The sequence below is a fragment of the Streptomyces sp. ATLC9 genome (genome assembly GCF_057196705.1).
In genome coordinates, this window is record NZ_JBXUOY010000001.1 from 11,794 (window position 1) to 23,626 (window position 11,833).

The following is an 11,833-nucleotide window of genomic DNA, read 5'->3' on the forward strand; positions in this document are numbered from 1 at the left end:
AGGAGCCGCGGCCGCTCCAGTGCCGCGTCAGCCGAGGTTCACCCCGCTCGCCGCGTTGGCCGAAAGCCCGGGCAGGACAAACCACACGCGGCCTCCGGCCGCCCGGCGATCGCACGCACCTGGGGCCCCCGGCCGGAGGCTGGGGGGGCCTCGCCACCGGGCAAACCCTGACCGACGCGGCGCTAGGCTGCTGCGGTGTCATCGCCCGATCGGCGTACCGTCCGACAGGGCGTGCCCGGCGCCCAGCACATCCGGAAGCGAAGGAACCATGCACCGTAACGCCACGCGCACCGCCGTCCGCACCCTCGCCTGCGCCGCCGTGCCCATGCTGCTGGCCGCGGGCTGCTCCTCCGGCTCCGGTGGCGACGACTCCGCCAAGCCCTCGCCCAGCGCGTCCGCCTCCAGCGCGTCCCCGACCCCGGCGCCGGTGAAGTTCACCACCCTGCCCGACCCATGCGAGACCCTCTCGGGGGACACGGTCGGCGACGTGGTGCCCGAGGCGAAGAAGAAGGGCAAGAACCTCGGCTCCAAGGACGCCGACGGTTACGGCACCTGTCTGTGGAGCGGGCTGGACGACTACCAGTACCGGGCGCTCACCGTCTCCCTCAAGCGGTTCGACTCCGACGTGACGCTCGGCAGCGGCGGCGAGCGGGCCGCCGAGTACGCCGGCCGGCAGGTGGCCGCCGTCTCGCAGGACGAGGAGAACGAGAAGGTCAAGGACACCCCGCTCGACGGGGTCGGCGACCAGGCGACGTCCATAGCCTTCGAGACCGAGCGCAAGGACGGCGAGAAGACCGAGGAGTACCGCGAGCAGCGGGTCGTCGCCGTCACCGGCAACGTCGTGGTGACCGTGGACTACGAGGGCGCCGGCTTCGAGACCGGCGGGACGCCGAAGGCGGAGGACATCCGCGAGAACGCGGAGAAGGCGGCGAAGGAGGCCGTCAAGGCCGTCAAGTGACCGGGCCGGGGTCCCCCGCCCCGTCACCCGCCGAGCGTACCCTGTCTTCCCCTCGGGGACCTTCCGTTCCCCATCGCCGTCCCGGCCGGGCGGCGGGCACCGGCGCCGACGACGATCTCGCGAGGACGCAGCAGTGGACCTGACACGCACTCACCGAATACTCATCGGCGTGGTCGTCGCCGGGGCGGTGGTGATCGCGGCGATCGGCTTCGCCGGATCGTACGCCGCCGTCCGCGACCTCGCCGAGCAGAAGGGGTTCGGCGGCTTCGCGCCGTTCTTCCCCATCGGCATCGACGCCGGGATCGTGGTGCTGCTCGCCCTGGACCTGCTGCTGACCTGGATCCGCATCCCCTTCCCGATGCTGCGGCAGACCGCCTGGCTGCTGACCGCCGCCACCATCGCCTTCAACGGCGCCGCCGCCTGGCCCGATCCGCTGGGGGTCGGGATGCACGCGGTGATCCCGGTGCTGTTCGTCGTCGCGGTCGAGGCCGCGCGGCACGCGGTCGGCCGGATCGCCGACATCACCGCCGACAAGCACATGGAGGGCGTGCGGCTCTCGCGCTGGCTGCTGGCCTTCCCCTCCACCTTCCGGCTGTGGCGCCGGATGAAGCTGTGGGAGCTGCGCTCCTACGACCAGGTGATCCGCATGGAGCAGGACCGCCTCATCTACGAGGCGCGGCTGCGGGCGCGCTACGGGCGTGCCTGGAAGCGGCGGGCTCCGGTGGAGGCGCTGATGCCGCTGCGGCTGGCCCGGTACGGGGTGCCGCTGGCGGAGACCGGCCCGGCCGGACTGGCCGCCGCCGGCATCGACCCGCAGGCGCTGCCCGCCGTGGGCGGGAAGGCCGCGGTCGAGAGCGGGAGGACCACGCCGGCCGAGGCGCTCCCCGCGGGGACCTCCGCGGAGCGGGAGCCCGCTCCCGGCGGGGCGGCCCGGAGCGGTGAGGGGTCCGGCTCCGGGCCGGACGGAGCCTCGGCCGCGGAGGCGGCCGGACAGGAGCGGCACGAACTGCTTCCGCCGTCCTGGCGGACCGCCGGGGAGAGAGGGGGCACGGTGAGGGAGGCCGCGCAAGAGCCGGTGCCTTCCGCACGGGAGGCGGTCACCTATGTGCGGGCCGCACCGGCGGAAAGGGCGGCTGTGGCGCCGGAGACCGTGCCGGAGACGGTGCCCCGGAACCGGTCCGCGCCGGAGGAGGCCCCCGCGACCGGGCTGACGATTCCGAGGGACCCGGCCAATCCGGGCGGGCCCCACCGCCCGCTGGGCGGGGCGCCGTCGGACAGCCGCTCCGCCCCTGTGCCGGCGCAGCGTACAGCCCGGCCGGAAGCAGAGGCGGAAGTGGCCGACGAGCCCGTCGGCATACCGGATGGGATGCCCCGCGAGGACGCCTACTACCGGGCCTACCACAGGTACATCGTGGAGAAGAGCGACTTCCCCAACCCTCACCAGCTCGCTCTGACACTCCTGGACGAGGGCATCAAGGACGCCAACGGCGGTCCCCTGAGCGAGTCCTATCTCCGCCCCTACGTACACGAGTTCAAGGACCGGTACCGGACGGGCCTGGGGGGCTGACCGCCCGCCGGGTGGCCGGCTCCGTCCGGCAGGGAGCCGAGCCCCCGGGCCGGGAGGCCGGCCCTCCCGGCCCGAGTGCGGAACGCCCCGTGCCGGGGCCCGGCACGGGCGGGCGCCTGCGTCAGGCGCCCAGCAGCTTGCGCACCCGGTCCGCGCCGACTGCCAGCAGCAGCGTGGGCAGCCGCGGGCCGGTGTCACGGCCCACCAGCAGCCTGTACAGCAGCGCGAAGAAGGCGCGCTGGGCCACCTTCAGCTCCGGCGTCGGCCTGGCCTCCGGCGACAGGCCCGCCCGGATCTTGGGCACGCCGTAGACCAGCGTGGTCAGCCCGTCCAGCGACCAGTGTTCGTCCAGACCCTCCAGCAGCAGCCGCAGCGACTCGCGCGCGTCGTCGTCGAGCGAGGCCAGCAGTTCGCTGTCCGGCTCCTCGCGCACCCGGGTGCGCTGTCCGGCCGGGACGTGGGTGCTGATCCAGCGCTGTGCGCAGTCCAGGCGCGGACGCGTCTCGTCCAGGGAGCCCACCGGGTTGTCCGGGTCCAGCTCGCTCAGGATGCGCAGCGTCTGCGCCTCGTCCCCGGTGGTGATGTCCGCGACCGAGGCCAGTGTGCGGTACGGCAGCGGGCGCGGGGTGCGGGGCAGTTCGCCGCCGGCCGTGGTGGTGGCACGGCGGTGCGCGGCGGCGTCCGCGGGCTGCGCGGCGCCCTCGGCGACCTTGCGCTCCAGGGCGTCCCACTCGTCGTAGAGCCGCTGGATCTCCTGGTCGAAGGCGATCTTGAAGGACTGGTTCGGGCGGCGGCGGGCGTACAGCCAGCGCAGCAGCGGGGCCTCCATGATCTCCAGCGCGTCGAGTGGGGTGGGCACCCCGCCCTTGGAGCTGGACATCTTCGCCATGCCGCTGATGCCGACGAAGGCGTACATCGGGCCGATCGGCTGCTCGCCGCCGAAGATCTCCCGCACCAGCTGTCCGCCGACGACGTAGGAGGAGCCGGGGGACTGGTGGTCCACGCCGGAGGGCTCGAAGACCACGCCCTCGTACGCCCAGCGCATCGGCCAGTCGACCTTCCAGACCAGCTTGCCGCGGCGGTGCTCCGACAGTGGCACCGTCTCCTCGTTGCCGCACCGGCACACGTACGTCATCCGCGTGCTCTCGTCGTCGTACGCGGTGATCGTCGTCAGGTCGCGGTCGCAGACGGAGCAGTACGGCTTGTACGGGAAGTACCCGGCGTCGCCCGTGCTGCCGTCGTCCTCGCCCGCGGCGCCCGAGCCCTCGGCGGCCTCGATCTCCGCGTCGTCCATGGGCTTGCCCTGCTTCTTCGGGGCCCTGGCGGCGCTCTCGGGCGTGACCTTGGTGCGGTAGCGGTCCAGGACGGCGTCGATGCGGGCGCGCTCGCGCATGGCGAAGAGGATCTGCTCGGTGTACGCGCCGGAGGTGTACATCTCCGTCTGGCTGATGCCGCGCACCTCGACGCCCAGTTCGTCCAGCGCCCGCACCATGGCGGCCCTGAAGTGCTCGGCCCAGCTGGAGTGCTCGCTGCCGGGAGGCGCGGGCACCAGGGTGAGCGGCTTGCCGATGTGCTCCGACCACGAGGCGTCGACGCCCTCGATGCCCGCCGGGACCTTGCGGAAGCGGTCGTAGTCGTCCCAGGACAGGATGTGCTCGCAGGGCACGCCGCGCCGCTTGATCTCGTCGGCGACGAGGTGCGGCACCATGACCTCGCGGAGGTTGCCCAGGTGGATGGGGCCGGAGGGGCTCAGACCCGAGGCGCAGACGACCGGTTTGCCGGGGGCGCGGCGCTCCGCCTCGGCGATGACCTCGTCCGCGATGCGGGAGACCCAGTCGGCCTCTGTGCTCTGAGCCACGGTCGGCACGTCCCTTTCCTGGCTGTGGTGTCCAAGCTGTGGTGTCCAAGATGACGGCTCCATTGTTTCAGACGCGGTGCGGGCCCCGCGCCCGTGACAAGCGCGCGCTCCGGTGGTGGGCCGCGTGGGATACTGGACCGGTCCGAAAACCCCACTCAGAGGAACGGCACTCCTTCATGGCCTCGGTCCCCTCCCTTGCCGCAACCGTCCACCAGCGCGTCGCGGACGCCCTCTCGGCAGCCCTGCCGGAGGCTGTGGCATCGGGTGCCGACCCCTCCCCTCGCTCTTCGGGCTGGGGAGACCCCATGCTGCGACGCAGCGACCGGGCGGACTTCCAGGCCAACGGGATGCTGGCGCTGGCCAAGAAGCTGGGGGGCAACCCGCGGGAGCTGGCGGGCAGGGTGGTCGAGGCGATGCCGGAGGCGGACGAGATCGCCGGCGTCGAGGTCTCCGGACCCGGCTTCCTCAACATCACCGTCTCCGATGCCGCGATCGTGCGGACGCTGGCGGCACGGGCGGCCGACGAGCGGCTGGGCGTGCCGTACGCCGAGCGGCCCGGCACCACCGTCATCGACTACTCGCAGCCCAACGTGGCCAAGGAGATGCACGTCGGGCACCTGCGCTCGACGGTGATCGGCGACGCGATCGTGCAGATCCTGGAGCACCGGGGCGAGAAGGTGGTCCGGCGGCACCACATCGGGGACTGGGGCACGCAGTTCGGCATGCTCATCCAGTACCTGGTCGAGCACCCGCACGAGCTGGACCACGCCTCCGGCGAGGAGGCCGGCGGCTCCGGCGCGTCCGGTGAGGCCGCGATGTCCCGGCTGAACCGGCTCTACAAGGCGTCCCGGGCGCTGTTCGACTCCGACGAGGAGTTCAAGGCGCGGGCCCGCGACCGGGTGGTGCTCCTGCAGAGCGGTGACCAGGACACGCTGGAGATGTGGCGGAGGATCGTCGGCGAGTCGATGATCTACTTCCACGCGGTCTACGACCAGCTCGACGTGGAGATCCGCGACGCCGACGTGGTCGGCGAGAGCGCCTACAACGACGATCTCCAGCAAGTCGTGAAGGAGCTGGAGGACAGCGGCGTCGCGGTCCGCTCCGAGGGCGCGCTGTGTGTGTTCTTCGACGACGTCAAGGGCCCCGACGGCAAGCCCGTCCCCCTGATCGTGCAGAAGTCCAACGGCGGTTTCGGCTACGCCGCCACCGACCTGGCCGCCATCCGCGACCGGACGGGGAAGCTGGGCGCCGACACCCTGCTGTACGTGGTGGACGCCCGGCAGGCGCTGCACTTCAAGATGGTCTTCGAGACCGCGCGCCGGGCCGGCTGGCTGCCCGAGGGCGCCGCGCGGCAGCTCGCCTTCGGCACGGTGCTGGGCAAGGACGGCAAGCCCTTCAAGACCCGTGAGGGCGAGACGGTCCGGCTGGTGGACCTGCTGGGCGAGGCCGTCGAGCGGGCCACGGCCGTGGTGCGGGAGAAGGCGGAGCAGGGCGGTCTGGAGCTGACGGAGGAGGAGATCGCCGAACGCGGCGCCCAGGTGGGCATCGGCGCGGTGAAGTACGCCGACCTGTCGACGTCCATGTCGCGCGACTACGTCTTCGACCTGGACCGGATGGTCTCGCTCAACGGCGACACCAGCGTCTACCTCCAGTACGCCTACGCCCGGATCCAGTCGATCCTGCGCAAGGCGGGCGGTGCGCGGCCCGCCGCGCACCCGGAGCTGGAACTGGCCCCGGCCGAGCGGGCGCTGGGCCTGCACCTGGACGAGTTCGCCGAGACGCTGGCGGGGGTGGCCGAGACGTACGAGCCGCACAAGCTGGCCGCGTACCTCTACCAGCTCGCCTCGCTCTACACGACGTTCTACGACCAGTGCCCGGTGATCCGGGCGGAGTCGGAGGCGGTCAGGGAGAACAGGCTCTTCCTGTGCGACCTGACGGCCCGCACCCTGCGGCAGGGCATGGCGCTGCTGGGCATCCGCACCCCCGAGCGGCTCTGAGGTCTCCGGGCTCCGGGGGCGGGCCGCGGGCCCGCTCCGGAGGGGGGATATCCGGCGCGGGCCCGCCGTTCAGCGCTCGCGGTGCACCTTGGTGTTGGACGCCTGTGCGCGGGGGCGGACGACCAGCAGGTCGACGTTGACGTGCGGGGGGCGGGTGACGGCCCAGACGACGGTGTCGGCCACGTCCTCGGCGGTCAGCGGTTCGGCGACGCCCTCGTAGACCTTCGCCGCCTGCTGGGCGTCGCCGCGGAAGCGGGTGAGGGAGAACTCCTCGGTGCGCACCATGCCGGGCGCGATCTCGACGACGCGCACCGGCTGCCCGCACAGCTCCAGGCGCAGGGTCTCGGCCAGGACGTGGGCGCCGTGCTTGGAGGCGACGTATCCGGCGCCGCCCTCGTAGGTGCCGTGGCCCGCGGTGGAGGAGAGCACGAGCACGGTGCCGTCGCCGGAGGCGGTCAGGGCCGGGAGCAGGGCCTGTGTCACGTGGAGCGTGCCCAGCACGTTGACCTCGTACATCGACTGCCAGTCGGCGGGGTCGGCGGTGGCCACGGGGTCCAGGCCCAGGGCGCCGCCGGCGTTGTTGACCAGCACGCTGCCGGGGGCGAGGGCGCCGAGCCGGGAGGCGAAGGCGTCCACGGCGGCGCGGTCGGTGACGTCCAGGGGGTGCGCCTCGGCCCGGTGCCCGCCGGCGTTCAGCTCGGCGGCGAGTTCCTCCACGCGGTCGGCGCGGCGGGCGGTGAGCACGGTGCGGTACCCGGCGGCGGCCAGTCGGCGCGCGGCGGCGGCGCCGATACCGCTGCTCGCGCCGGTGACGACGGCGGTGGGCTGCTGCTCGGCGGGCAGGGGCATGAGGGGCTCCTCGCAGGGTGGCGGGCGTTTCCGGTCGGATCGCCTCGAAGGATCTCGAAGGACAAGGCGGCCGGTTCATCCGCCCCGCGGCGCGTGTGCGATCGGCGAGGCCCCGGCCGGCCCGGCCCGCGCTCCCGCGACGGGGTCCTCAGGGCCAGACCAGGCAGTACGGCTGGTGGCCGGCCTCGTGGAGCCGGTGGCTGAAGTCCTGCCACTCGTGCAGGAGGCGGTAGACGTCGAAGGCGTCGCACGGGCCGCCCCGGTCGGGGACGGTGGACCAGATGAAGGCGGCGGCGCCCACCGACTCCTCCCCGACGCCGCGCAGCGGGTCGACGACCGTCATGGGGAGCTTGACCACGGCGTAGTCGGAGTGGAGGACGACCAGCTCCAGGGGCGGCACCCTGTGCAGCGGGACGCCCTCGATGCCGGTGAGGACCATGGCGGCCATCGTCTCCGGCTTGATCCTGGTGAACATGCCGTGACCCAGCTCGTCCCCGCCGAGCTCGTCCGGGCGCATCGTGATGGGCACACGGGCGGCTGTGGCGCCGTCCGGCGCGCCGAAGTACTTGTAGGTCACCCCCACCCGGCCACCCTTGCTGCTCCTCGTCTCCGTGCCCTCGGCCCCGGCGGTACCGGCTCCGGCCGCCCCTCCGGTCTCGCCGACCGCCCTCGCGTCGCGGTCCCGCCGGTGGCGCCCCCGCGCCCGCCTGGGTCCCCGGCCCAAGTCCCCCGTGCCCTCGCCCAGTCCGCCACCGCGCTGCATGTCACCACCCGACCACTTGCGGCCCCCGCCGCGCAACCAGATCATCGTCTCAGAGACTTCCAGAGACCTCCCCTTCTGGCGGGCTGTGAAACGCCCGGCCGCACATGCGCGCGAGGCTCTGAGACCATGGCTTGCGTGAGCTATCCGTACGATGCCCCAGTATCGCAGTCGCTGTACGACCGTGCCGCCGCCGTGACGCCCGGAGGCGTGAATTCTCCGGTGCGCGCCTTCCGCGCCGTGGGCGGTACGCCCCGCTTCATGGTGTCCGGCACCGGTCCGTACCTCACCGACGCCGACGGACGTGAGTACGTGGACCTCGTGTGCTCCTGGGGCCCGATGGTCCTCGGGCACGCCCACCCCGCCGTGGTCGAGGCGGCCCGCGCGGCGGTCGCGCGCGGTACGTCCTTCGGCACGCCCGGCGAGGGCGAGGTCGGGCTGGCCGAGGAGATCGTCGCCCGTGTCGCCCCCGTCGACCGGGTGCGGCTGGTCTCCTCCGGCACCGAGGCCACGATGTCCGCGATCCGCCTGGCGCGCGGCTTCACCGGGCGGGCCAAGGTGGTCAAGTTCGCGGGCTGCTACCACGGGCACGTCGACGCGCTGCTGGCCGCCGCCGGCTCGGGGGTGGCCACCTTCGCCCTGCCCGACACCCCCGGTGTGACGGGCGCGCAGGCCGGGGACACGCTGGTGCTGCCGTACAACGATCTGGACTCGGTCGCCGCCGCCTTCGCCGCGCACCCCGGCGAGATCGCCTGCGTGATCACCGAGGCGTCGCCGGGCAACATGGGCGTCGTGCCGCCGCGCGACGGCTTCAACGCCGGGCTCAAGCGCCTGTGCGAGGAGAACGGCGCGCTGTACGTCTCGGACGAGGTGATGACCGGATTCCGCGTCTCGAAGGCCGGCTGGTACGGCCTGGACGGCGTCGTGCCGGATCTGATGACCTTCGGCAAGGTGATGGGCGGCGGCTTCCCGGCCGCGGCCTTCGGCGGCCGGGCCGACGTGATGGCCCACCTCGCCCCCGCCGGCCCCGTCTACCAGGCCGGCACCCTGTCCGGGAACCCGGTCGCCACCGCCGCCGGCCTCGCCCAGCTCCGTCTGCTGGACGACGCGGCGTACGAGCGGCTGGACGCCGTCTCCGCCGAGATCCGCACGCTGGTCGCCGAGGCGCTGGCCGGGGAGGGCGTGGCGCACCGGCTGCAGAGCGCGGGCAACATGTTCTCGGTCTTCTTCACCGACGAGGACGTGGCGGACTACGACGCGGCCCGGCGCCAGGAGTCGTTCCGCTTCACCGCCTTCTTCCACGAGATGCTGGCCCAGGGGGTCTATCTGCCGCCCTCGGCCTTCGAGTCCTGGTTCGTCTCCACCGCCCACGACGGCCGGGCCGTCGAGCGGATCGCCGCCGCCCTGCCGTCGGCCGCACGCGCCGCCGCGCGGGCCGCGGCCGCGGAGGAGGGGGCATGACCGGCGAGCCGAACGGGGGCGCCCCGAACCCGGCGGAGTCGGCGGACCCCGCGGGCATGACGGATCCGGCGGACGTGGCGGTCACCGGCGAGACGGCGGGGGAGCGCGAGCAGCACGGCGGCGGCAGGCGCACCGTCGTCCACCTGATGCGGCACGGCGAGGTGGAGAACCCCAAGGGGATCCTCTACGGGCGCCTGCCCGGATACCACCTCTCCGACCTGGGCCGCCGTATGGCCGAGCGGGTCGCCGAGCACCTGGCCGGGCGCGACATCTCCCATGTCGTCGCCTCCCCGCTGGAGCGCGCCCAGGAGACCGCCTCGCCGATCGCCAAGGCCCACGGCCTGGACGTGGCCGGTGACGAGCGGCTGATCGAGGCGGAGAACATCTTCCAGGGCAGGACCTTCGGCGTCGGTGACGGAGCCCTGCGGCGGGTCGCCAACTGGCCGCACCTGCGCAACCCCTTCCGCCCGTCGTGGGGCGAGCCGTACATCGACCAGGTGGTGCGGATGATGGCGGCGCTGGAGGCCGCCCGGGACGCCGCCCGCGGCCACGAGGCGCTGTGCGTCAGCCACCAGCTGCCGATCTGGACGGTGCGCAGCTTCGTCGAGCGCCGCCGGCTGTGGCACGACCCGCGCAGGCGGCAGTGCACCCTGGCGTCGCTGACCACCTTCACCTTCGTCGGCGACCGGATCGTCTCGGTCGGCTACAGCGAGCCGGCCCGCGATCTGGTGCCGCCGCACCTGAGGGCCGGGGCGAAGCCGGTCAGGGGGCAGGGGGGCGGGGGCCCCGGGTTCGGCGCCTGACCGGTTCGCGCCGCCGTCCCGCGAAGGGCCGCGGGGCGGCGGTTCCGGAGCCGGTCGCGGCCGCCCGGCGACCGCATCCAGGAGTGACCCAAGTCACATCCGGACGGGGGGAGTTGTCGGGTTATCGCCCGGTGGGGCCTTTTGGCGGGGGCGGGGGAACGCCTGCGCGAGGCCCATGGGAAACTTTTCACATGTTTCTTCGCGCTACCGGCTCCCCAGGCCGATCCCGGCGGTCCGCGGCCGTCACCGCCGCGGCGGTCTGCGCGCTGCTCCTGTCGGGCTGCGGCGGTGAGGGCGGTCAGGAGCAGAGCAGCGGTTCCGGCAAGAACTACGTGGACGGAACGGGCGCGGTCACCGAGGTGGAGCCGGCCGACCGCGAGCCCGCCCCCGAGCTCTCCGGCGAGACGGTGGACGGCGAGCGGCTCGACGTCGCCGACTACCGGGGCGACGTCGTGGTCCTCAACGTCTGGGGGTCGTGGTGCCCGCCCTGCCGCGCCGAGATGCCGCACCTGGTGAAGGTGGCCGGGGAGACCGAGGACCGGGGGGTGCGGTTCGTCGGGATCAACACCCGTGACCTCGACCGCGTCCCGGCCCAGCGCTTCGAGGAGGAGTACGAGGTGCCCTACCCCAGCCTCTACGACCCCTCGGGCAAGCTCCTGCTGCGCTTCCCCAAGGGCAGCCTCAACCCGCAGGCCATCCCCTCCACCCTCGTCCTCGACCGGGAGGGGAGGATCGCCGCCCGGGCCCTCAAGCCGCTCGGCGAGGAGGAACTCCGCTCCATGATCGACCCCCTGGTCGAGGAGGAGTGAGAGGGATGCTCCACCTCGCCTCGGCCACGGGGGTCAACGAGACCGTCCTGACCGGCGGTCTGCTCCTGGCGATCCCCGTCGCCCTGCTGGGCGGGCTGGTGTCGTTCTTCTCCCCCTGCGTCCTGCCGCTCGTCCCCGGCTACCTCTCCTACGTCACGGGGATCGGGGGCGCCGACCTGGCCGAGGCGCGCAGAGGGCGGATGGTGATCGGCTCCTCCCTGTTCGTCGCGGGCTTCACGGCGGTCTTCGTCTCGGGCGGCGCCCTCTTCGGATACTTCGGCCAGACCCTCCTGGGGCACCAGGAGACGATCAGCCGGATCCTGGGCGTGGTCCTGATCGCCATGGGCCTGCTCTTCGCGGGGCTGCTCAGGGGGGTCGGGCAGCGCGAGTTCCGCTTCCACCGCAGACCGGCCGTGGGCCTGGCCGGGGCCCCCGTGCTCGGTGTGCTCTTCGGCGTCGGCTGGACCCCGTGTCTGGGACCCACACTGGCCGCCGTCAACGTGCTGGCGTTCAACGAGGCGAGCGCGGGGCGGGGGGCGCTGCTGACAGTCGTCTACTGCCTGGGTCTGGGCCTGCCGCTGATACTGGCGGCGGTGGCCTTCCGGCGGGCGATCGGCGCCTTCGCCGCGGTCAAGCGGCACTATGCGTGGGTCATGCGGATCGGCGGGGGGATGCTGGTCGCGCTGGGGGTCCTGATGCTCACCGGGGTGTGGGACCTGCTGCTGACCGAAATGCTCACCTGGACCTCCAGTTTCACCGTAGGGATCTGAG

At 73.2% G+C, this 11,833-nt stretch carries 10 protein-coding genes; 7 read left to right on the forward strand and 3 right to left on the reverse strand.

Annotated elements, in window-relative coordinates; genetic code table 11:
• Positions 1 to 268: 268 nt before the first annotated feature.
• Both AC2CJA_RS00060 and AC2CJA_RS00065 read left to right on the forward strand, forming a co-directional pair.
• On the forward strand, positions 269 to 958 hold the full coding sequence (locus AC2CJA_RS00060) for a DUF3558 family protein (RefSeq protein ID WP_484600539.1): 690 nt from the start codon (positions 269 to 271) through the stop codon (positions 956 to 958).
• A gap of 139 nt (positions 959 to 1,097) precedes the next feature.
• Positions 1,098 to 2,525, forward strand: a complete 1,428-nt coding sequence (locus AC2CJA_RS00065; RefSeq protein WP_484600580.1) for a DUF2637 domain-containing protein — start codon at positions 1,098 to 1,100, stop codon at positions 2,523 to 2,525.
• Between the two features lie 121 nt (positions 2,526 to 2,646).
• On the opposite strand, the gene lysS is transcribed toward AC2CJA_RS00065, so the two are convergent.
• Positions 2,647 to 4,383: a lysine--tRNA ligase gene (gene lysS, locus AC2CJA_RS00070; RefSeq protein WP_484600540.1), complete on the reverse strand. Its 1,737-nt coding sequence runs from the start codon at positions 4,381 to 4,383 to the stop codon at positions 2,647 to 2,649.
• A gap of 176 nt (positions 4,384 to 4,559) precedes the next feature.
• Here lysS and argS point away from each other — a divergent pair, with 176 nt between their 5' ends.
• Entirely contained in the window at positions 4,560 to 6,380 is a 1,821-nt protein-coding gene (gene argS / locus AC2CJA_RS00075; RefSeq protein WP_484600541.1) for an arginine--tRNA ligase, read from the forward strand.
• 69 nt (positions 6,381 to 6,449) lie between these two features.
• On the opposite strand, the gene AC2CJA_RS00080 is transcribed toward argS, so the two are convergent.
• Positions 6,450 to 7,229 carry an SDR family NAD(P)-dependent oxidoreductase gene (locus tag AC2CJA_RS00080; protein WP_484600542.1) on the reverse strand — a complete coding sequence of 260 codons (780 nt, stop codon included), beginning with the start codon at positions 7,227 to 7,229 and terminating at the stop codon, positions 6,450 to 6,452.
• Positions 7,230 to 7,377: 148 nt separating this feature from the next.
• Complete coding sequence (locus AC2CJA_RS00085) at positions 7,378 to 7,992, reverse strand: hypothetical protein (RefSeq protein WP_484600581.1); 615 nt, start codon at positions 7,990 to 7,992, stop codon at positions 7,378 to 7,380.
• A gap of 126 nt (positions 7,993 to 8,118) precedes the next feature.
• On the opposite strand from AC2CJA_RS00085, the gene hemL reads away from it, so the two are divergent.
• From hemL to AC2CJA_RS00105, 4 genes are all read left to right on the forward strand, one after another.
• On the forward strand, positions 8,119 to 9,450 hold the full coding sequence (hemL, locus tag AC2CJA_RS00090) for a glutamate-1-semialdehyde 2,1-aminomutase (protein WP_484600543.1): 1,332 nt from the start codon (positions 8,119 to 8,121) through the stop codon (positions 9,448 to 9,450).
• A gap of 146 nt (positions 9,451 to 9,596) precedes the next feature.
• The gene (locus tag AC2CJA_RS00095; protein WP_484600582.1) at positions 9,597 to 10,253 is read left to right on the forward strand and encodes a histidine phosphatase family protein; all 657 of its coding nucleotides are present in this window, start codon (positions 9,597 to 9,599) and stop codon (positions 10,251 to 10,253) included.
• 191 nt (positions 10,254 to 10,444) lie between these two features.
• Complete coding sequence (locus AC2CJA_RS00100; protein ID WP_484600544.1) at positions 10,445 to 11,062, forward strand: TlpA family protein disulfide reductase; 618 nt, start codon at positions 10,445 to 10,447, stop codon at positions 11,060 to 11,062.
• Positions 11,063 to 11,067: 5 nt separating this feature from the next.
• Positions 11,068 to 11,832, forward strand: coding sequence for a cytochrome c biogenesis CcdA family protein (locus AC2CJA_RS00105; protein WP_484600545.1), 765 nt, complete (start codon positions 11,068 to 11,070; stop codon positions 11,830 to 11,832).
• Position 11,833: the final 1 nt, after the last annotated feature.